Below are 17,987 nucleotides of genomic sequence, written 5' to 3'. Positions count from 1 at the left end.
GGTCGTTAGGTCTTGCCCCGCTTCTTTCTGGAGCGCTCTGAATCGTTACGAAGCGACGAATCGCTGAAACGCTTACTCCGTATGCTTTCCGTAAGTTTCGCTTTCTAAACGACAATTTACATTTCGCTGGTTTTAAGTTCGATTTCTTAGTGCGGATACCGCGATAACGATCGCCGCCTTCGGTCGATTTCGTCAGCGACTCGCCTACGTTTTGAGAAAATGACAAAATCAAAATCGCATTTTACAGAAACCTTACGCTGTATGCTTTACGTAAGTTTCGCGGCTAAATGACAATTTACATTTCGCCGCTTTTCATTAGCGCCCACAGCGCCCGTTTACGCTCTCAACGTTCCTAAGCGCCCGCCTCGCCCGCCGCGCCCTTTTACGCTTTTAACGTCCCGAAGTGGCCGCCTCGCTCGATTAAAACTCGAACACGCTACGAGAGCGAGGCGGTCTCGCTATCGTGTAACGACTCCCTTATGCTGGATTCAGTAAAGGGATTAGAAACAAAATGGAAAAATTAAAAGTAGAAATTACGCTATCACCGCTTGAGGGGCTTTGGCTTGAACGAGCGGCAGAGAAAAACGGATACATGATAGAGGAAGCGGCTAAGTTGTATTGCGTGTATCAACTAAAGCAGGAGTTGATAGAGCGCGGCTTGGCGGATCTATTCGCATTCATCAATAAATTTGAAGCCAGGGAATTTGATATATCTAGCGCCCGGATGGATGAGTTAAGAAGCGGCGATCGCCCTACGGATGAAGAAATGGAGATTCTCGTTTCGTATTGCATTCTCGATCCGTTCATATTATTTCAGCTCCGCGATCGCCCTCACCGTGAACGAGTTCGTCACACGAACAACAAACGCCGCGAAAACCTTAAATCGTAGTCGAGCGCGGCGGTCGTAGTCGAGCGCTAACGAGGCGCGGCGCTCGTAACGTTACGAAGGCGATCGCTAACGATCGCCGCGCTTCGTTCACATCCGCTTACGTCTTTAGCGATCGCCGCGCTTCGTTAGCGATCGTAACGTCCGAAGGCGATCGTTCACATCCGCTTACTTCTTTAGCGATCGCTGCGCTTCGATAGCTCAATTTTTAGGTTATCGCTCTAGAAAGCTAAATAACCGCCTAAAATATTTAGAACGATTTAGCTTTACTCTTTACCGCTTCGCTCCGTCTTGTAGCGCCTAAATCGCTTTCTGTATAGGCTTTGTACGCATCTTAAGAAAATTCTTGACATAATTAAATATTTAGTGTTATACTAAATTTACGATTAAAATCGAATCAAATCGCTAAAGATAAAGGAAAGTCACCATGGCATACGCTAAAAAATCAGAAATCTCTCTCGATATAGAAGCGGCGATCGATATTCCCGCCGAATTTGAAGAAACGTTCACGGGTGAGCGCCCTGAAAACTTTCCGCTCCCCGCCGAAATCTTTCCATTAAATCGCGGACGTTGTTGCACTCTTCTCGGAAAGTCCGCCGCTTGGATGAATACTGTCGTAGTTAAATCCTTCGCAACGTTATTCGACGGAATGCCCCAGGCGGAAATCTCATCTAAAATTACGCCTGCTGAATGGCAGTTAATCTGCTGGGTTATGCATCATAGCTACTCTGAAATTCCGGTACGTGACGCTGCTGGCAACATCGTCTACGATGCTGACGGTAACCCCGAAACCACAGAAAACCCTCACAAACTAACGCCTAAGCAAATGCGTAAGCGTATCTCGGAATTATTCGCTAACCCGTCAGATACCCAACGGTTACCCAAAGGTTCTGATAATGGTTACACTGACGATAGCGGTGACGATTTCTTTAACAAAGCTTGCAACAACGCCTTAACCGTATCTCGCTCTCGGAAGCTTACCGCTTCTGAAGCTCGGCAGGAAACAGAGATTAACTACCTATCGCTTGAGCATATGTTTGACCAATTCGAGCAGGTTCTAACCGAGTCAATCGCGAGAAAAATGGAGGCGATTACGGAGCGGAGTATGGCTAAAGCTTCTACCGTTAGCAAAGCTGTTACCGCTAAGGATTTGGGAAAGCACCTGGAGGCGCTGACTCCGGAAGCGGAGTAGGTCGGTTAGCTTCCGTTTTCCTTTGGATCGTTATCTTTCTTCTCATCCTATAGCGCACCGTAGCGTTACGAGCGCACCGTAGCGCTACGAGCGCACCGTAGCGTTACGAGCGCACCGCCGACGAATCGAGCGAACCGTAGCGTTACGAGCGCACCGCCGACGAATCGAGCGCACCGCCGACGAACCAAAAATAAATATAGGAGTCCTTCACACCGCTTACGAGCGATAAAGGACTCCTATAACGCTAAAAATAAAGGGATATATCTATTATGACTGAAGTAATTGAACACCCCGATGGAGATATTAAAACCCCGAACGCTGGATTGAAAGGGACTCTTAGCGCCGCTACTTGTCTAGCTCTTCTTTTCGCCTTTGGAGTATCGTTCAAAATCGCTAAAGGCGGTGACGGTTCACCTCCTCCAGTTCAAGCGGTAGCGCCGGTAGTGCCTACCGTAGCATCGCAGGCGGTAGTACCGGCAGCGCCTACTCAAGCAGCGACGGCAGAAGAGCAGATTAAATCGCTTCTTAGTGAGCGCGACTATATCGCTGAAGGAATGCTTCGCGACCTGGGAGATAATTTAGACCTTCTCTTAGGCGATGTTATCTGCCGTCGTCGTGATTATTTTTTAGATAAAGCCACGGAATCTTTAGAGCGTGAGGGTATTCCTGTCCTGACTTCGCTAAATGGTGACTTAGCTTATGTAATCGCTAAAGGGCGTGAGGAGACACTAAAACGCTCTCGGTTCGATGGTGACCCTGAATCACAAGCGATAGCAAGAGCGATAATCCTAGATTTGTTCGCAGTCGAAAGCGCCCTCAGAGCTACTGTCCTGGGGGATGAGCAGCGATGCAACGGAATCACGCCGGGTTTAGTTTGGGGCGAAGGCGATCGCCTACGGATTTATATATCGGAATCGCAGGAGCGGTTAGCACGCGGGATTAAACGCAGCGCACCATAGCGAACGCAAACGACCGCAAACGAACGCAAACTACCGCAAACTACCGCACCGCAAACGAAATTTAAGGAGAAGAAAATGACTAAATCAGCGCTAATAAAATCGTTGTACGCCGGAACTAACTTAGGGTTAGGGATTGTCGCCGCTTTATCTATCAGCGCCGGGCTATCGAATCGGAATCTAATTGTAGGAAGCGCCGCGCTAACTCAAGGAATCTTAATCAATATGGGCGTTATTCACCGCCATCGTAAGCACGATCTAACCCTCGATGACTATGTTGGTTCTATGACTTCGCTTTCTACTGATATAGGCGAGGCGCTATGGGCGGTCGTCGATTCCGTTCAAGTCAAAAAAGCGGGTAAGAGCGTCGTAGAAGTTAGCCCAACGTTTGCGCGTAGGTTTCTCGAAGCGGGAAAAGAGAAAGCCCGCGAGCGCTTCTGGGCGCTTTTCGATGCGTTTAATCAGGGAAGCTGCATTTTCGCAGGTTCCCGTGGCTCAGGTAAATCTACAGCGATGCGTTACGCGGTTGCAACTCGGATGCTTGAAGACCCTAACGCAGAATTAATCGTTATCGACCCCCACTACGACCCCGATGAGACCGTTTGGTTACCCGGCGTATCGCCCTCTGAACATTCCGCTTTCGTCGTTCGCGACCCAGAACGGGCGTTAGAAGTGATGCGGGAAACATTAGCAGAAGGCGAACGCCGCGAACGCGAGAACCTTAAAAAAGAGCCGCGCACCATTCTCGTTGTAGATGAGTTTCAGATGTTAGTCGATGCGACAGACGCTCTAGATGAGATAGCGCACATCATTAAACAAATCATGAATCGCTTTCGCAAGTATCGCGTTGACGTTATTTTGGGGCTACACTCGCTTAAGAAGCTGAATACGGGATTAGATTCAAGCGCTGTGAATCAAATGAGCATTTTAGCTCTAGGAAACTTGATTAACGATACGGCTACTATCGTTCCGAGTAATTGGAATCGAAACGAACTAGACGCACATCGTCAGCGCTTAGGTAAATATTCAGGAATTTTAGCACCGCTCGATAAAAGCCCCGAAGCGGTAGCGCTTCCGGACTTTCCGAAGCTCTTCAAAGAGCTGCCTTCCTTCCGCTTACCTGATAGCGATCCAGACGTTTGGCTTCAGAGAAACGAATCGGACTTAAACGACGCTTACGCCAAAGGTGCGCGATCGGTGCGGGCGCTTTCTGAGGCGCTCGGTATCCAGCGCCTCAACGATGATCCACGTTACCGGGCGTTAAAAATTTTCATTGATTCCAAACTTCGCTCTAGCGTTGATGCGGCATAATGAACTTAGCCGTTAGTAACCCAAGGGTTACTATTTAGCAACCATTAGTAACCCATTGAACACCGTTGAGTAACCATAGGAGAAATTGCTCATGATTAAGAACTTAGGGAATTTATTAATAGCGATGGCTTTCGTAGGCGCGGTAGGAAGCGGATTAATCTCCTTCGATGGCGGTGGCTTATTCGATTTTGGTCGCCGTACCGTTATCTTTCTTCTAAGCGGCGGAAACAGCACAAATGCTATACCGCAATCGGTTCCGTCATCGGAAGGAGCAGTACCCCCGGCTAATAGATCCGATTTCGGTTATTAAGCCATTAGCGGTAACCGGTTCCGTAATCGTTACCGGCTACCGCTTTAACTAATAGAACTTAAACGCTATTTAGCGTAGGGAAAATGAAGGGTTTACAGACATTTTTGATTATTTGCCTAACCGCCGCGACACTTAACCTACTACAGCAGCAAGGGCTTCTAGAAGTAATCGCTAGGAATATAGGCTTACAAGAACAGTACAGGGAATACTTATCGGAAACGGAAACGAGAGCTGAAGAAGATGACGCACGCACAAGTACAAACACACCCTCTACAGAGAGAAGAGCGAACCCAGACGGAGTTACTCAAGATCCAAACGCAACTACTCAAGCGCCAAATGGATCTACTGGAGAGAGTAGCAGAAGCTTCCGAAGAAACTAAAGACGCTACAACTACGAGCGCCGGATGGCCATTCTTAGGGATATGCAGCGCTTGGCTAGCGTCGCTCTATGTGGCGACTTATATTAACTTCGTCGTAGGCGCTCTCGGTGGGATGATTCCCGACTTCCTTAAGCCTGCGGTTCCATTCATATCGCATGTGGAGACGGTAACGGGTTCGCCTGCGGTAATCGTTTCAGTAGCTGAAAAGTGGGTAGGAAAGGATTTTAACGCAGGCAAGACCGCGCAGTGCGCCTATTTCGTTCGCCGCGTCCTGAGCGACGCTGGCGTTAGCGTAGGCGTTACCACCGCGCCTTACGACGGCTACGCATCCGGCGAAGGGTTCGCTAATAGCTTCTTCGGAGCAGACATCGGTACGCTAATCGAGAGTAAAGAAGCGCTCCGACCGGGCGACCTCGTAGCATTCGCTAATACTTACGGTGAGTGGGAAAGCGGAACGATTACGCACGTAGGCATCTACGTGGGCGATGGGCAAATGGTAGACCGCCCGACCGCGAACGAGCCGGTGCAACGGCGCTCTATAGATACGTTTACGTTTGCCGTAGGCGTTCGTTTACCTGGTGTCGGTTTACCCGCATTTCCCGACACTACCGCGCCTGTATTCGTTAGCAACGTCACGAGCGCAACCGTGAACGCATCGAAAGCGGATAAGGACTATACAGGCTATCCGCTTGAGCAGATTGCGATTGATTTAGAGCAACGCTATGGCATCGTTGCAGATTTCACGATCGCCAACGGGAATCATGAAAGCGCCTACGGCAGCGCTATCATAGGCGGCGACAATTGGTTTGGGGTTAAAAGCGTCAATGGCGCGGGCGTAGCGACTAAGACGACGGAATGGTACGGCGGTACGGAGACGAGCGTAACCGATTCTTTCTGTAACGTCGGCTGCCCAGATTCTTTTGCGCGTACTATCGTCAACATCTTAGCGGAAAAAGGATTATCGCCTCATGGTATGAGCGCTGAGGAAATAACCGCAAACGTAGCCTCCGTATACGCTACAGACCCCGCGTGGGCTGATAAGATGCTTCAACATATACGACGCTTACGCTCGTCTACGGGCGTTTAGCGCATCGAATACGATCGCCTGCGTTAGATTTCGATGCGGGCGGTCGCCTATACGCATACGAACTTAAACGAACGTAGCGATACGCACTACCAATACGTTTACTAAAGGAGAAACGAAAAATGAAACTAAAAAAAATCGGAATCGGATTCGCACTAATCGCGGCGGGCGCTATCGGCTCGTCGGTGGCTTTTAACTACCTATCCGCTTCTAAAGCGCCAGAACCTACGTCCGTAAGCGAGACGGAACAGATAACGAACTTATGCGATGACCTCTACCCAGGCGCGGGGTTTAGCGTATTCGTTGAGGGTCTAGAACCATTCGAGTCTGGAGCGCTTGCGGGGGATAGCCGCGAATTCGGGTTACAAAATATTTTGCGACTGGCTAAACCAGCATCCCCCGCTCCGATTGATTTCAAGCTTAACGCCTACCCCCGACGTTGCGATATGGAGATAATCGTTAACGCTTCAGAACCGCCGGTACTTATGGAAGGGTACTTGATAACGTATAGCCAACGCGACACAGACGTAATCGATGCGTCCGGCGATGTTATAGCGGACGCTGCTGCTATGGCTAATCAAGACGGATACGAAATCGGTAGACGTATCGAGGCTTTCGGACTCGAAACGTATCGCTTGGTTATTAAGTAACGATCGCGGCGATCGCCTGCTTCCGTTCGAGTTCGCATACGAGCGCGGGCGATCGCTAACTAAACGATTACGGAACTAATACGAAACGAAAACTAATAGGAGCGTAGACGATGCCTATAAGCGCAAAAAGAAGCACAACTTTACTTAATTCAGATAGTAAGTTAAGCGGGTTAAATAAAGACGAAGCCGGTTATTGTAGTGGCGTTATAGATAACTACCGTTTCAGATATTGGAGTACAGGCGGACTTTTCAAAAGCAGATTAAAGTACGGTTTCTACGAAGTTACTATAAAATGCGAAAAAGAAAATAACGAGTTTATTAATGTTATTTGTCGCTTATTAAATCTAAATGGAACTAACTTAGATAAATTTAGCGACCTTACCGATTTCTTATACGCTCTCGGTTGCTTTGATAAACCCGCAGGCGAATCACCTATTAAAGACTATAGAATAGACGAGCTTTTTAATTACGTTATAGGTTCTACTATCCGCTTTAAGTTGAAACGCGGCGCAGACGGGGATAATATTCTCGATTCTGAAAGCGTTTTATTAGTCTCTCGTGATGATACTAAGCAGCGCCCATTAAAACACGGTATCGCTGACTTTAACCCGTTATCTTATAGACTCGATGAAGAGGGATTCTATACTGCTAAGGTTACCGATTCAAGATTCAAGCGGGCGGGTAAGCGGTATAACCCCGCTACTAGAGAAGAGTTCAAAGTACCAGATCAAGTAATCATCGATTTCTCCGTACTTCGTGAAGGTGGCTTCTATAAGAGCGTTAGTAGCTGCTATACTCTCTACCTAAACGACGTTAAGTTATATACTTTCGATGAGTACGTCGAGGATGAGGACGGCATGTTAGTAAGCGAAGACGAAGGCGTTTTATTATCCGAACTTAATCTAGTCGGGAAGAACTTCAAATTCAAACGCTACGAGCGCTACAGCAGCGACAACAGTTTCCGAGTTGACTTTAACTCTATAGTTTGGTTGGATGTAGAGTTACCGGAACCGAAGGATAAACCCGTTAAGCCGCTACCGTTTCCAGACGTAAAGCATACAACTTTATCGCTATCATCGTCTAACTTATTAGCGCTTAATTCCGGTTTATTTAGTCAAGAATTAGGAGTAAAGAAAATGCCGACCAGCTTCAAATATCGCGAAAAAGTATTAAACGAGATTAAACGTCAAGAGGGTTATAAAAGCTTACTTAAAACGCTTCCGTTGGCGAGGATTAACTATCGGAAACTAGACGACTACTTCGACTTCGATAAATTCAAAGAAGACTTCATTTTTTATTACTACGCACAAGAGTCAGGCGGTTTCGATATACCCGAAAGAATAGCGGATGAGGATTTAGCTTCTCTCCGCTTCGGTCTTAACGCTATAGTAGCTGGCGAGTGTAAATTCCTATGGCTTAAAGATGACTTACTCGAAGCGTTGCGACATACGGAAAAACCGCCAGTAGCCGAAATTGAACAAGTAGCGCCCGTTATTTGCCTGTTCACGCCGAAAGATTCGTTTAGCGCTTACTCCATCCGCTATATTAAAATCTTCACTACTAAGATGGATAGCAACGAATACGCTTCTGCTTTTCGTGAGGATAATATAGCGCTATTCCCCTCACCCGTTTACCCGGAGAGCGTTAAGAAGTCGATTCTCGCTACTACGATTAGAATATACACGACTACTTACGATTTTTTCACTACGTTTAGAGTCATAGATGGGATTCTAGATCGCGGCGGTGAACAAATCGAAACCGGAATCGAATACGAAGAGAACGACAAAGCGTTCATCGATGAGGTTAACGATTTGTGCTTTAATTTTCTCCTGTATCTTTCAACGAAACCTGAGATAATCGAAGCTGAACCGAGGGAAGCTACCAAAGTAAGCGGGAAAGGATTTGGTAAATCCGAGAAGCGTTTATTAGAGCCTCAAATGGTGGGCGCTGACTATAAGCAATCTATCGAGAGCAAGCGCACCCCAGGCGGCGGTACTCACGCATCACCGCGAACCCATTGGCGTATGGGTCACTGGAGAAGAGTCGCTATAGGCGCGGGGCGCGTAGAGCGTTCATGGAGATGGATTAAGCCCGTACTCGTCAACCCGCCGGAAGCGTGACGAGCGCAAAGTTACGATCGCCTTCGGACGTTTCGAGCGCTATAATATCGACAGAAGCGTAAACTCCCCCTGGAGCAATTCCTAATCCGTTAGCGCTTCGTTAGCGTCCGAAGGCGAAAGCCGCCCTGACACAAAATAAGCACTAACCAATAAGAAAACGCCCCGTAGCGATACAGGGCGTTTTCGTTTTCGCTCGTTTCGAGCGTTAGCGAACCACTAACGGAACGCTAACGGAACGCGGCGATCGCTTAGTGTATAGAGGATTTCTCATACATAGCCATAGCATGAGCATCTCTTATAAGTTCATTCATTGGTCTACCGCGCTTTTTTTCGATTGCATACTCCCTATCTAGATTTTCCCGCTCCTCTTTCGTGTAATCCCCCGCCTCACGCTCTCGCTTGTTGCGCTCCAGGTCACTTATTACGTGACGAATGCGAGAGACGTGATAATCCGGGAATTCACCGCGTTCGAGCTTACCGAGCATCTCTTCGAGCAGTAGGTCTTTCTCGGTTGAGTATTTGTAATCACACCGCCTACCGTTAAGCTCTTTAAGCTCTTTGAACGTTTCGGTGTAATTAGCGCGTTCGGGAATCTCCTTAAAGTCTGGTTCGCCTATGTATCCTAACTTCTGGCTGATCAGACGTATCCCCATGTTGAACAATTCCGATCGCGTAATCTGAATACCATAGATATCCGCTCTGTAAATGATTTGCGCCATCATTGCATCGCAATCACTGTCGAGGTTGCAAAAAACTTTCCGAGTAACCTTCCGCTTCGTTGGTTTCTGCTCGTCAAATATATTCGCTTTCGTTTTCTTCTGCTTCGAGTTCGGAATTATGCGTCTAGACCTTGCCATGGTTGTCTCCGTTTGTCGTCTCGTTTAGTTTTTGATTCTATTTCGTTAATAATAGCGTATTTAACTATTGTAAACAAACTATGTCTAATGTTCAGTTAGGTATATTTTAACTTATAAGTCCTATTTATAGTTTAACGTAAAATTCAGCGATAAATTTACGTCTATTCACGCATAAAAGTTTAAGCGATGTCAGGTTAACTACTATATTAACGCATCGAATCGGCAGCGCTTATCGAAGTAGTACGAGATAGCGAATATAATAATCAAACGTAAACTCAGTAAGGGTTTATTCAGCTATAATAAGGAAAAAGTTCAATTTTTCTATTCTAAGCATTCGGGTTCCGAATATATTGCAAATGAGACAGACAACGGAAAAAATAAGAGAAATCATTGATGCCACTTTTCCGCTCTATAAAGAGGGTAAACTTACTATCCGACAGATAGCGGAAGAGTATAATATTTCGACCGCTTCCGTTCGACAATTCCGAAAAGGCGCTTACTGGGCACAGAAGGAGCGACAATGGAAACAAGAGAGTCATAAGCGACGATGGGCAAGACGTGCGGAGGCGCATAGGGAGTTAATGAGCTATCGCGAAGAGTATCGCCAGGAGCTTGAAAAAATGCGAGATGCTATTCGCGTTTGCAGTCACACTTATTTAGCGATCGCCAAGCAATTCGCATCGATTAGCGCCCGCGCTGCCGTTCAATTATCCCAAGCCATGGAAGGGGACGCGATCGCCGCTTGTCGAATGATCGACGAGAATAAAATAGCGAAAGTCGCCCTAGATAGCTCGTCGCTTTCTAAAGTGGGCGCTGACCATTTGAATGACTTAAACGCCGTTTACGATTTGTTAGAACTTCTAGATGGTGCTGGGACGCTGTACAAGCGCGAAAACAACGATAACTAACGCCGGAAACTAACGCACCGTAAGCGATCGCAAACGCTCGACGTAAACGCACCGTAAATAAACGAAACTGGGAACAAACGATGATAGTTAATCTAGGAATTGACGAAATAAGCCCATACGAGGGAAACCCACGGAAGCATTCAGAAGCGCAGATACAGGCGCTGGCTTCGCTTATGGGGCGCTTCGGGTTTCACGATTCGCACGCGATCGCTGTTGACGAAAGCGGGGTAGTAATATGGGGTCACGGGCGTTTACTCGCAGCGAAGCGCTTAGGACTTAAAGAAGTCCCTGTCGAAGTTATCCCTGGTTTACTAGAGGAAGAAAAACAAGCGCTTCGCATCGCAGACAATGCGGTAGCAGATGAGTCAAAGTGGGATTTAGAGAAGCTTCAGGAGGAGCTTTTCACGCTATCGACCACGGACATCGATATCGACTTACTTCGCGTCCCGGACGATTTAATCGATAGATTGATGCAGGATTTACCCGCTACCGCTAAAAAAGATTTCAAAGCTAAAGAACCGTTTTTTATAGCAGACGAACGCAGCGAAGACGAACGCAGCGAAGACGAACGCAGCGATAGCGACGAAGACGAACGCGACGATAGCGATAGAACCTACTGCAAAGAGATTATATTAAGATGCGAATCTATAGAGGATGTTTACTGGTTATCTAATGTAATAGGTCAGAAGATTAACGAGAAAACCACTATTCTTTATATCCCTAAACGCTCGCAATCGATAGCTAACGCTCGACATTAACGGAAGTGAAAAATGAGTAAGACGAAATATAAAGCTAAGAATAAGAAAAATAAAGCAAGCGAGCTACTATCTATCGCTGAACTAAACGAATTAATCTTCGATGACCGCCTGCTTATTGTTCTCGAATCAGTAGGGGAGGACATTACTTTAATTAGCGATCGCCATGGTGTAACTGAAGAGCAAATTATAGAATGGCGTGATGAAATATTAGCGGGTTATTCTATTCGTGATTCTGTGGCGTTGGCTACTGCTCTATGTAATTCGATAATGCAAACGGCGTTAGAGAGCGTTAGAAATATCGACGTAGCGCGATCGGGATATAAAGACTTAGAAAAGGCATACTCCCTTATGGATAGTTCGCTGACCTTTATCGGTGTTATTCGAGGCGCGATTACAGAAGAGGGAAATATTCTAGCGCTTTCAGAAGAAGACTTAGAATATTTTGGCGCTTCAATGTCTAAAGATGATTTTGATTACTAATTTAATCGAAAGCGCTACAGAAAGCGCTAACGCTACCGAAAGCGCTAACGATACAGAAAGAGCGCCCACTAACCGCAAGCGCTCCACCAGGGTGCATATACTTCTTTAATTTTATCGCTTATATTCGTATGCCGGCGTTTACTTTTTCGCTTCGCTAGTTAGCGATCGCTCCTGACGTTATCTATCGCTTTCTGAATTGATGTAAACCAAATACCGAGAAGGTGATCGATACGAACCAAGCGAAAAGAAAGCGGGTAAGAGTTGACTCCTATCCGCTTTCTTTTCGTATGTTGGCGCTTACTTTTTCGCTACGTCTATTTAATGCGAGTAGCAGATATCGCCTAGAAAAATTTCCTCTTGTCCGCGTTGATAGTCAACATCATCATCCATCGCATCGCGGTATCCCGCTCTATATGCGTATCCTTCCTCAATCATGTCGAATCCAGCGTACCAGTCCTCATACCCGCGCCGGAAGTCGCGATCGTAATCATATCGAGCGTCGCTTCCTTTGATATATCCGAGACTGTAGAACTGTCGCATATAGTGATCTTTGATTTCCTGATTAGGCGCTTGATTATTCAACGCATCAGTAATACCCTGGCGAACCATGATAGATCCGGGGCAAGCATCACGGCGCGATTCGAGGTGATAACCAATGGTGGGGTCATCATAGAAAGATGTGAACGCTTTAACGTATTTTGCGGTAAAATTAGATTTCATTGGATTACTACTCCATGATTGAGAAGAGGAAGCGAGAACTTTGGTAGGCGATCGCTTCCTCTTCTTGTGTATAACCACAGTATAACACCAAAACTAAAATTATGTCAAGTGTTTTTAATAGGATAGCTTAAACGCTTACTACGAAAACGATCGCCGCGTTACATATAGAGGAGTCAACGCACCGAAAGCGACCGCTAACGCACCGAAAGCGACCGCTAACGCCCGTAACGATAGCCGGCGATCGCCGCGTTACATATAGATAGACAAACGATAGCCATCGATTAACCATAGAAAATTTTTTATATAAAAACACTTGACATAATTTTAGTTTTAGTGATATACTGTGGTTATACACGAAAACGGAAAGAGGATTTAAGCCATGTTCACCAACACTACAAACTTCGGAATCGAAATCGAATTTACGCACAACCAAATTCAAACGGCACGCTACAACACGGGAAGTACAAATCATCCGGTACGCATCGAAATCGCACGCAAATTAAACGAAGCGGGTATTAACTGCCACAATATCGGGTATACCCATCGCGTGATGTCCGGCTGGAAGCTCATCTACGATAGCTCTTGTGGTTTCGAGCTTGTATCGCCCATCCTCACGGGTTATACCGGGCTTAACGAACTTAAAACCGTCTTGCGGGTCTTGCGTGAGTGCGGCGCTAAAGTAAGCGCAAACTGCGGAACTCACGTTCACTTCGATGCGAGATCGCTACAGTTCCGCGATATCCGCCTAGCCTGTGAACGTTGGGTAATGTGCGAAGATTTATTTGATTGCTTCCAACCACGCAGCCGTAGAGCGAACAATAATCAATTCTGCCAAGGTCATCGCGATACTATCGATGATGTTAGAAGAGCCGCTTCTCTTCCTTCGCTAACCTATGCGGTAAACCGTGGGACGCGCTACCGCAAACTTAATCTAGAAGCATACGCACGCCACAAAACAATCGAAATCAGACACCATGCGGGGACTCTGAACTATACGAAAATATCCAATTGGATTAAGCTACAGGCGATCGTTCTATATGGAAAGAACGAGATTACAAATGATGGTATGCGCTCTAAATTTGATAGCCTATTTACCGCTCCCGCCACTACTACAACCCGACCTCTAGGTAACGTTGCTACTGTAACCGCTTCAGATAAATTAGCTCACATCAAACAGCTCTTCTACTCACAAGCTAACCTGAGAAACACTAAAGAAATTCATAAGTGGGCTGAAGATTGCGGAATCGATAAATTTAACCTAAAGCGGAAAGATGAATGGATTCGCTTATACCGTACCTACTTCGCGATGTACCGCCCCGTTGCCAGAGAAGAAGTAACACTCACGTCCGATAACGCGGCACTGGAAATGAACGAGATTAAGAACTTCTTCCTATCACGGGCTAGAGGGTTCGGACGTGAGCTAACCGCCGCATAAGGAAGCATCATTACCGCTTCTCTGCGAAGCGGTAGTAAACCCAACGACCTACAACGATACGACCGCCGACGACCGATACGACCGCTAACAATACTAAGGAGACCTACAATGTTTTTCAACAAACCCAAAGATACGACCGCAAACGATACGAATCAAGCGACCACTAAACTAGAGGACTTATTTACCATGCGCTATCTACTTAAAATCCCTGGGCAATCACCCGAACTAATCGAAGCAGAGAGTAACGAAGCCTGGTTGACGACCATGAGAGAAGGTAGCCTATTTGGTCATATGGAGACCGATGAAGAATACCTTAAAGGTTACGCCTTCCGAGTTTCAGAATGCTTAAACGACCCTAGATATAAAGAGGTAAACGGTCTCGCTGATTTGGTAGGGTTGCTAGTCGCTGATGGTTTCCTTCACGTAGTCCCTTAGCACCTACGAGCGCCCCATGACGGGGCGCTAGAACGAAAGTAAACGATACGAACGAAAACGGAGACAAACGATGATTACAGACCTTACTCCGCTTGAGATAGAAGAAGTTAAAAACTTCATCGATAAGCTACCGCTAACAGGGACTGAAGCGGAAATAAAAGAAGCGCGGGCGATTCTTAAAGCTAATTTGCTAACGGTACATTTGCTGGTCACTGGGAAAACTAAAGTACCGGAATCGGCGCGTTATTGGATCGATTGGATGGCTTTTATTGACGAGGGACAAAACGATGATTAACGCTACCGCCCGCACCGGAAACTTAAGCGCATACGAGAGCCACGCGAAAAAAGCGATCGCCGCACTCCATGATTATGACCAGGGGACTTATCGCCGCTTAATCAAAGCGGAGGAAGAAGGGGATAAAAAAGCATTTTATATGGCGATTGCTTCATTGGCGCTAACTGCGAAGTGCGAAAGCGAAGTCAACGCGGACATGCTAAGAGGGTATCACCGCTTGCGTGATTATTTTTTAACGTTGGCGAAAGACAAACGCTTTAAGGGAATAAAACGTGAGCTAAAGGATATCGCATCAAAGATAGACCCCGACCGCGTTGAGCAGTTATCGCTCTTCTAACGTTCCGAGCGCTGGTGCTATCGCTCGGTTCCGTTTGCGCTCGTAGCGATAGCGTTAACGCTCGGTTCCGAGCGCAAACGGACGCAGCTAACGTAAACGGACGCAGCTAACGTAAACGGACGCAGCTAACGTAAACGGAATTAATTAGAATCTAAAAAATAACGATAAAAAACTAACCGGGCGTAAACGGAACCGAGCGCTAACGAAAATAAAAATTAAATAACTTTTAGCGTTACCATAGTAACCAATGGGATACTAACGGTAATAGCGGTAAGTATGGATAGGGATAAATTTGGGCGATTCTTGCCCAGCGATGAAGAGAAGCGGACGGTAAAGCTTACTCTAACTAAGTCAACATACGAGCAGTTACGCGCCAAAGCGGAAGAAGAGGGGCTTCACCTCGCAGTTATGTGTAGGGATATCTTAATCGATTGGTTACAGCGCTCGTCTAAGACTCGCGGCGGGCGCGGCGCTATCGATGGCGATCGCAACGATAAGAAACGAAACGATAGCGTTATCATCCCTGGGCTTATATGTTCGTCTTGCGGACTCGAAGCGGTAAGAAAGAACGGTCACACGCAATATGGAAAGCAGCGCTACATATGCACTAATTGCGGTAGCCGATCTCAACCTAAGAGTATGTAGCGCCCGGTAACGTGCGTCGGTGGCGTTGCGGTTCCGGGCGCTAACGTCAGCGCTGGCATCGTAAACGGGCGCTAACGTTAGGCGGCGATCGTTAGCTTGAATAACTCTATCCGCTTCTTAAACTCTGGGTAGTAATGCTCGATTAGCTCGTCACGACTAAACTCGAAAACTTGCGCTCCTTCTGGGGAACCGATGACGACTTGCGCCCCGCAAACGTTTAAGTATCCCCAATGATACTCGATAGCCCTTAAGTAAGCGCTGACTTGGAGAACGTAGTCGTCTATCCATTCTCGTTTTTTAGGTCTACGCGACGACTTCCAGTCGATAAGCCAATTTTTACCATCATCCAGCGAAGCGATTAAGTCGCAAGTCCCCGCGAAACCATCAGGATGCCATAACGCTTGTTCGATTGCTATAACGCCCTCTACACGCGATATAAACGGCAGGAATGATGCGAACCAGGGGAATATCTCGAAATTAGCACAAGCCTCGCCTGAGATTAAGTAACGCTCTATCGCCTCGTGTATCAACGTACCGCGTTCGCCTGCTTCCTTAAAAATACGTTCGGCTTCTTCAACGCCTACCCGCTCTCGCCATGCTGATATTCCAGCGTTATCCTCTTTAGTTGCGTGCAACAACGTCGTTACCGATGGGTAGGCGATCGCCTCGTCTACCCTGTAGTACCGTTTACCGTCTCTAGATTCTCTTTTCATGTCCGCTCCGTTTAATATTCTTATCGGTTTACTGTGTATCGTTCCGTTGTTATCGCCTACGGTACGCTACGGGTTACTCACGGGTTAACGTGAAAAAAATCGTTCCGTAGGCGGTAATAGCGCCTACTGTGCGCTATGCCGCGAAGCGACCTCATCGTAAGCTCTTATGAAAGGCTCAGAGTGGCGGATACCGTAATAGGCGATGAGCATCGCTTCGGCTCTCCCATGGTCTTTCTGGCGCTTTAGCAACTGCCAATGGTCGGGGAATATTTCCTTAGCCTTAGCGATAGACGCTTTCTTATCGGTCTTAAGTAATCCGTAATTCGACTTCCAAATCTGCGGGCGAACACCGAAGCAGGGTATCCCATTAGCGTGAAGTGTACCGATCCAGTAACCGTAATTTTCGGCGAATGACCAAAGCGTAGACCGACCATCACCAGGCATAGCGCCTACTTTCTCTATAAAGGCGATCGATTTATCACGAATCGGGTCAAGGAAAGTATTGATTTTTCCGCTATGAGGCTGACTAGCGAACTCACTCGTAGCGTCTACCGGAAAATCCTGTAAATCTACGAAATTTCCGTTAAGGTCTAATATGACGAGTGCGCCTGCTTTACCTGGGTCTACGCCTAGAATGTATTCGCAAAATTTCGATTTAATCATTTTAGTTAATCCTCTGATTGTTGATATACTCATTATAGCATTAACCGGAACAATAACTGATAGTTTGGTCTTAAAATAATTAGGGTAAAATAATGTAGAAAAAATGATAAATTAAAGTTACCGTTCTACGAAAAGCATACACAGTAAGCGTTTTAGCTACTTTTAACTAATAGTATTCATTATCTAAGTATAATCTAAGTACACAAAAACGGTAACACCCCGATATAGTGAGCGCGGCGCTCACTCCGTTCGCAGGCGTTGCGTAATGGTCGATGTCGGTATAGGTAGCTTCGGGACGTTAAGAGCGTAAACGGGCGTGTCTGGAGCGCGGCGATCGCTCCGTTCGCAGGCGTTGCGTAATGGTCTAAATGTAAATTGTCATTTATCCAAAAAGTCTACGTAAAGCATACAGCGTAAGGTTTGCGTAAAACGCGATTTAGCTTTTGTCATTTTTTCAGAGCGCGTAAGAAGGGGATAAATTCCGAACTAAATGGCCTTGTTTTATCGAGATCATGCGATCGCCGCCAGAACGTAAGAGAAGGTAGTCGAAATGTAAATTCTCGTTTAGTAATCGAAACTTACGGAAAGCATACAGCGTAAGGTTTCTGCAAAACGCGATTTAGCTTTTGTCATTTTCTAGGACGGATAGATAGCGTTATGGATCGGTAGCACTATCGCGGGGTTAGGGTCTCGGCTTCTTAACGGTCTTTACGAACCTAAAACCAGCGAAATGTAAATTGTCACTTAGTAATCGAAACTTACGGAAAGCATACGGAGTAAGCGTTTCAGCGATTCGTCGCTTCGTATCGATTCAGAGCGCTCCAGAAAGAAGCGGATGAGAACTCAACTACA

Annotated in this window: 19 protein-coding genes; 15 read left to right on the top strand and 4 right to left on the bottom strand. The window is 46.6% G+C overall.

Translation table 11 applies throughout. The features are described from left to right. Nucleotides 1-511: 511 nt before the first annotated feature. From PMG25_RS12355 to PMG25_RS12325, 7 genes are all read left to right on the top strand, one after another. Entirely contained in the window at nt 512-889 is a 378-nt protein-coding gene (locus PMG25_RS12355; protein WP_283767209.1) for a hypothetical protein, read from the top strand. A 424-nt stretch (nt 890-1,313) separates the two neighbouring features. Further along, nucleotides 1,314-2,078 (top strand): hypothetical protein, encoded by a 765-nt coding sequence (locus PMG25_RS12350; RefSeq protein WP_283767208.1) that lies wholly within the window; start codon nt 1,314-1,316, stop codon nt 2,076-2,078. 269 nt (nt 2,079-2,347) lie between these two features. After that, a complete protein-coding gene (locus tag PMG25_RS12345; protein WP_283767207.1) occupies nt 2,348-3,037 on the top strand; it encodes a hypothetical protein in 690 nt (229 codons plus the stop codon). 75 nt (nt 3,038-3,112) lie between these two features. Beyond that, the gene (locus PMG25_RS12340; protein ID WP_283767206.1) at nt 3,113-4,345 is read left to right on the top strand and encodes a type IV secretory system conjugative DNA transfer family protein; all 1,233 of its coding nucleotides are present in this window, start codon (nt 3,113-3,115) and stop codon (nt 4,343-4,345) included. Nucleotides 4,346-4,895: 550 nt separating this feature from the next. Next, the gene (locus PMG25_RS12335) at nt 4,896-6,122 is read left to right on the top strand and encodes a glucosaminidase domain-containing protein (RefSeq protein ID WP_283767205.1); all 1,227 of its coding nucleotides are present in this window, start codon (nt 4,896-4,898) and stop codon (nt 6,120-6,122) included. Between the two features lie 119 nt (nt 6,123-6,241). Beyond that, nucleotides 6,242-6,769, top strand: coding sequence for a hypothetical protein (locus PMG25_RS12330; protein WP_283767204.1), 528 nt, complete (start codon nt 6,242-6,244; stop codon nt 6,767-6,769). Nucleotides 6,770-6,879: 110 nt separating this feature from the next. Then, nucleotides 6,880-8,889 (top strand): AcrVA2 family anti-CRISPR protein, encoded by a 2,010-nt coding sequence (locus PMG25_RS12325; RefSeq protein WP_283767203.1) that lies wholly within the window; start codon nt 6,880-6,882, stop codon nt 8,887-8,889. 248 nt (nt 8,890-9,137) lie between these two features. Here PMG25_RS12325 and PMG25_RS12320 read toward each other — a convergent pair whose 3' ends face one another. After that, nucleotides 9,138-9,746: a hypothetical protein gene (locus tag PMG25_RS12320; RefSeq protein WP_283767202.1), complete on the bottom strand. Its 609-nt coding sequence runs from the start codon at nt 9,744-9,746 to the stop codon at nt 9,138-9,140. A gap of 356 nt (nt 9,747-10,102) precedes the next feature. On the opposite strand from PMG25_RS12320, the gene PMG25_RS12315 reads away from it, so the two are divergent. From PMG25_RS12315 to PMG25_RS12305, 3 genes are all read left to right on the top strand, one after another. Next, a complete protein-coding gene (locus PMG25_RS12315; RefSeq protein WP_283767201.1) occupies nt 10,103-10,654 on the top strand; it encodes a hypothetical protein in 552 nt (183 codons plus the stop codon). 80 nt (nt 10,655-10,734) lie between these two features. Continuing rightward, complete coding sequence (locus PMG25_RS12310) at nt 10,735-11,412, top strand: ParB/Srx family N-terminal domain-containing protein (RefSeq protein ID WP_283767200.1); 678 nt, start codon at nt 10,735-10,737, stop codon at nt 11,410-11,412. 12 nt (nt 11,413-11,424) lie between these two features. After that, nucleotides 11,425-11,892, top strand: coding sequence for a hypothetical protein (locus PMG25_RS12305; protein ID WP_283767199.1), 468 nt, complete (start codon nt 11,425-11,427; stop codon nt 11,890-11,892). A 318-nt stretch (nt 11,893-12,210) separates the two neighbouring features. On the opposite strand, the gene PMG25_RS12300 is transcribed toward PMG25_RS12305, so the two are convergent. Further along, nucleotides 12,211-12,612 (bottom strand): hypothetical protein, encoded by a 402-nt coding sequence (locus PMG25_RS12300; RefSeq protein WP_283767198.1) that lies wholly within the window; start codon nt 12,610-12,612, stop codon nt 12,211-12,213. A gap of 379 nt (nt 12,613-12,991) precedes the next feature. Between PMG25_RS12300 and PMG25_RS12295 the strand changes: the two genes are divergently transcribed. The 5 genes from PMG25_RS12295 (at nt 12,992) to PMG25_RS24680 (ending at nt 15,759) form a co-directional block, all read left to right on the top strand. Then, complete coding sequence (locus PMG25_RS12295; RefSeq protein WP_283767197.1) at nt 12,992-14,047, top strand: amidoligase family protein; 1,056 nt, start codon at nt 12,992-12,994, stop codon at nt 14,045-14,047. 108 nt (nt 14,048-14,155) lie between these two features. Then, the gene (locus PMG25_RS12290; RefSeq protein ID WP_283767196.1) at nt 14,156-14,482 is read left to right on the top strand and encodes a hypothetical protein; all 327 of its coding nucleotides are present in this window, start codon (nt 14,156-14,158) and stop codon (nt 14,480-14,482) included. 70 nt (nt 14,483-14,552) lie between these two features. After that, nucleotides 14,553-14,777 carry a hypothetical protein gene (locus PMG25_RS12285; RefSeq protein WP_283767195.1) on the top strand — a complete coding sequence of 75 codons (225 nt, stop codon included), beginning with the start codon at nt 14,553-14,555 and terminating at the stop codon, nt 14,775-14,777. Continuing rightward, nucleotides 14,770-15,114, top strand: coding sequence for a hypothetical protein (locus PMG25_RS12280; protein WP_283767194.1), 345 nt, complete (start codon nt 14,770-14,772; stop codon nt 15,112-15,114). Before PMG25_RS12285 ends, PMG25_RS12280 begins: the two co-directional genes overlap by 8 nt. Nucleotides 15,115-15,390: 276 nt before the next feature. After that, nucleotides 15,391-15,759, top strand: a complete 369-nt coding sequence (locus PMG25_RS24680; RefSeq protein WP_430540964.1) for an IS1/IS1595 family N-terminal zinc-binding domain-containing protein — start codon at nt 15,391-15,393, stop codon at nt 15,757-15,759. A gap of 77 nt (nt 15,760-15,836) precedes the next feature. On the opposite strand, the gene PMG25_RS12275 is transcribed toward PMG25_RS24680, so the two are convergent. Next, nucleotides 15,837-16,472 (bottom strand): hypothetical protein, encoded by a 636-nt coding sequence (locus tag PMG25_RS12275; RefSeq protein WP_283767193.1) that lies wholly within the window; start codon nt 16,470-16,472, stop codon nt 15,837-15,839. Nucleotides 16,473-16,595: 123 nt separating this feature from the next. Then, the gene (locus PMG25_RS12270) at nt 16,596-17,135 is read right to left on the bottom strand and encodes a RuvC family protein (RefSeq protein WP_283767192.1); all 540 of its coding nucleotides are present in this window, start codon (nt 17,133-17,135) and stop codon (nt 16,596-16,598) included. Nucleotides 17,136-17,987 lie beyond the last annotated feature (852 nt).

It is taken from the genome of Roseofilum capinflatum BLCC-M114, from assembly GCF_030068505.1.
Classification (GTDB): domain Bacteria; phylum Cyanobacteriota; class Cyanobacteriia; order Cyanobacteriales; family Desertifilaceae; genus Roseofilum; species Roseofilum capinflatum.
Note: the sequence above shows the minus strand (reverse complement) of the source record. Positions and strands in the feature narration are given on the sequence as shown.

Coding starts and splice junctions, on each gene's coding strand:
- PMG25_RS12340 (WP_283767206.1), top strand. CDS start 3,113: ATGACTAAATCAGCGCTAATAAAATCGTTGTACGCCGGAACTAACTTA.
- PMG25_RS24680 (WP_430540964.1), top strand. CDS start 15,391: ATGGATAGGGATAAATTTGGGCGATTCTTGCCCAGCGATGAAGAGAAG.
- PMG25_RS12285 (WP_283767195.1), top strand. CDS start 14,553: ATGATTACAGACCTTACTCCGCTTGAGATAGAAGAAGTTAAAAACTTC.
- PMG25_RS12295 (WP_283767197.1), top strand. CDS start 12,992: ATGTTCACCAACACTACAAACTTCGGAATCGAAATCGAATTTACGCAC.
- PMG25_RS12350 (WP_283767208.1), top strand. CDS start 1,314: ATGGCATACGCTAAAAAATCAGAAATCTCTCTCGATATAGAAGCGGCG.
- PMG25_RS12325 (WP_283767203.1), top strand. CDS start 6,880: ATGCCTATAAGCGCAAAAAGAAGCACAACTTTACTTAATTCAGATAGT.
- PMG25_RS12335 (WP_283767205.1), top strand. CDS start 4,896: ATGACGCACGCACAAGTACAAACACACCCTCTACAGAGAGAAGAGCGA.
- PMG25_RS12280 (WP_283767194.1), top strand. CDS start 14,770: ATGATTAACGCTACCGCCCGCACCGGAAACTTAAGCGCATACGAGAGC.
- PMG25_RS12305 (WP_283767199.1), top strand. CDS start 11,425: ATGAGTAAGACGAAATATAAAGCTAAGAATAAGAAAAATAAAGCAAGC.
- PMG25_RS12330 (WP_283767204.1), top strand. CDS start 6,242: ATGAAACTAAAAAAAATCGGAATCGGATTCGCACTAATCGCGGCGGGC.
- PMG25_RS12290 (WP_283767196.1), top strand. CDS start 14,156: ATGTTTTTCAACAAACCCAAAGATACGACCGCAAACGATACGAATCAA.
- PMG25_RS12270 (WP_283767192.1), bottom strand. CDS start 17,135: ATGATTAAATCGAAATTTTGCGAATACATTCTAGGCGTAGACCCAGGT.
- PMG25_RS12320 (WP_283767202.1), bottom strand. CDS start 9,746: ATGGCAAGGTCTAGACGCATAATTCCGAACTCGAAGCAGAAGAAAACG.
- PMG25_RS12355 (WP_283767209.1), top strand. CDS start 512: ATGGAAAAATTAAAAGTAGAAATTACGCTATCACCGCTTGAGGGGCTT.
- PMG25_RS12300 (WP_283767198.1), bottom strand. CDS start 12,612: ATGAAATCTAATTTTACCGCAAAATACGTTAAAGCGTTCACATCTTTC.
- PMG25_RS12345 (WP_283767207.1), top strand. CDS start 2,348: ATGACTGAAGTAATTGAACACCCCGATGGAGATATTAAAACCCCGAAC.
- PMG25_RS12315 (WP_283767201.1), top strand. CDS start 10,103: ATGAGACAGACAACGGAAAAAATAAGAGAAATCATTGATGCCACTTTT.
- PMG25_RS12310 (WP_283767200.1), top strand. CDS start 10,735: ATGATAGTTAATCTAGGAATTGACGAAATAAGCCCATACGAGGGAAAC.
- PMG25_RS12275 (WP_283767193.1), bottom strand. CDS start 16,472: ATGAAAAGAGAATCTAGAGACGGTAAACGGTACTACAGGGTAGACGAG.